Origin of the sequence: Flavobacterium sp. (assembly GCF_049590715.1) — a bacterium.
In the GTDB taxonomy this organism is placed as follows: domain Bacteria; phylum Bacteroidota; class Bacteroidia; order Flavobacteriales; family Flavobacteriaceae; genus Flavobacterium.
Map to the genome: position 1 here is coordinate 1 of NZ_JBAWDL010000230.1, position 2,418 is coordinate 2,418.

The window sequence follows — 2,418 nt, forward strand, 5'->3', positions numbered from 1 at the left end:
TGCCTCAATTGTTTTTAAATAATAACTCAAATGACGGTTTAGGATACTTACATTCAACGGTTAAAATAAATAATAACAAACTTTCATAAAATACAGCCATGATCAACAAAGAGGCTAGTAATTGGAACTTAAAATAACATTCTAAAAATAAAGTATAAAACTTAATTGTTGCTGATTTTTGTAGGTTTTCAAGTAAATACACATATCTGTTACAAATAAAAACATATGTAAGCGACGGTATTATTGTTTAAAATTAGTTTTGTAAATTAGTAAACAACCTAACAATTAATTTGAAGCAATTCAAGATGAAACAACTCTTTTTCTCCCTCTGTATTACGGCACTGCTTTGTTGTGGATGGACTTCTGTTCAGGCACAAGATTTGAATTTTAATGATTCTTGGAAATTTTATAATGCCGAAGCAAATGGTGCCGAGCAAGTAAATTTCAACGATTCTAAATGGCGTAATCTAAATTTACCTCATGACTGGGCTATCGAAGGGCCTTTTGATGAAAAATACAATGCACGTTGTGGCGGTTTGCCTTTTCATGGTACAGGATGGTACCGTAAAGCATTCAAAATGGACAAAAATGCTAAAGGAAAAGTAGTTCGCATTGAGTTTGAAGGAGCGATGTATGACGCCTATGTTTGGGTCAACGGACAATTAGTAGGGAATCGCCCAAATGGGTATATTGGGTTTGAATTTGATATTAGTAAATTCTTAAAATACGATGGTTCGAATAATATCATTGCCGTTCGATTAAAACCTGAAGATTTATCGTCTCGATGGTATCCAGGAGCTGGAATTTACCGTTCTGTTTGGTTGAAAATTGATGAAGCTGTTCATGTAAAACAATGGGGTTCTTATATTACCACTCCAACAGTTACAAAGGAAAAAGCGACCATACAAAATGAAACAACGGTTGAAAATAAAACCAACGCTGTCGTTACCGTAAATGTAAAACAAGAATATTTTGCACCTGATGGAAAATCAGTAGCTTCGGTAGAAGAAGATTTGAAAATTGAAGCGAACTCAAAAGCGATTTCTGCTTTGTTTACAGTAGTTAAAAATCCACTACGCTGGGATACTAAAACTCCTCATTTATATAATGCTGTTACCACGATTTCAAAAAACGGAAAAGTATTGGATAGCTATAAAACGCGTTTTGGTTTGCGTTCTATTGCTTTTACGAAAGACGGTTTTTTCTTGAATAATGAAAAAGTTCGTTTCAATGGTGTTTGTTTGCACCATGACAATGGTTCGTTAGGTTCAGCAGTTTATAAAAGAGCGGATCAACGCAAATTACAAATCATGAAGGAGATGGGAACTAATGCGATACGTACGAGTCACAACCCTCCCTCAAGAGAGTTTTTAGATCTTTGTGATGAATTAGGATTATTAGTTTTGGATGAATCATTTGACGTTTGGAAAATGGCTAAAGTACCGAATGGGTATAATGTGTTTTTTGACGAATGGGCTGAAAGAGACATCAAGGATATGTTGTATAGAGATCGTAACCATCCATCGATTATCATGTGGAGTACAGGAAATGAGATTTTAGAACAAGGAGATAAAAAGAACGGTTGGAGAGTCGCTAAAATGCTTAACGATTATTGCAAAGAAGTCGATCGTACTAGACCTACAACTATGGGAATGAACAACTATTCCAATCCATATGATAATAATTTTGCACAACAAGTTGATATTGCTGGGGTAAATTACAAACCAAGTAAGTATGACGAAATAAGAGCTAATTACCCAGAATTGCCTTTTTATGGGTCTGAAACCTCTAGTATTACTAGTAGTCGTGGTGTGTATCATTTTCCATTAGATAAATATGAAACACATCCTTCACTTCATGTGACGAGTTATGATATTATTGGGCCACCGTGGGCGTATCCTCCTGATATTGAATTTCATTTTCAAGAAATGAATCCATTTGTAATGGGAGAATTTATTTGGACTGGTTTTGATTATTTAGGCGAACCCACTCCTTATGGTGGAAAAGACAATTCGACAAATGGATATTGGAACGGACATTGGCCATCTAAGAGTTCTTATTTTGGAGCAGTAGATTTATGTGGTTTCCCTAAAGACAGATTCTTTTTGTATCAAAGTCATTGGACAACTAAACCTATGATTCACCTTTTACCACATTGGAACTGGAAAGGAATGGAAGGAAAAGAAATTCCAGTATATTGTTATACGAATGTTGATGAAGCGGAATTATTCTTAAACGGAAAATCATTAGGTCGAAAAGTCAAAGGAAAAGATTTAACGGAGATAAAAGTTGGTTTTAGTCGTTACGAACCAAAGACTTTTCAGTCAAAATACCGTTTGTCATGGAATGTTCCTTATGCCTCAGGTACTTTAAAAGTAGTAGGTTATAAAGAGGGTAAAAAAGTCAATGAAGAAGTCA

General features: G+C 34.9%; 1 protein-coding gene. It reads left to right on the forward strand.

Features of this window, described 5'->3' with window-relative positions; translation table 11 throughout:
* Positions 1 to 305: 305 nt before the first annotated feature.
* On the forward strand, positions 306 to 2,418 hold a 2,113-nt coding region (locus WBQ70_RS10450), incomplete at its 3' end, for a glycoside hydrolase family 2 TIM barrel-domain containing protein (protein WP_423913806.1).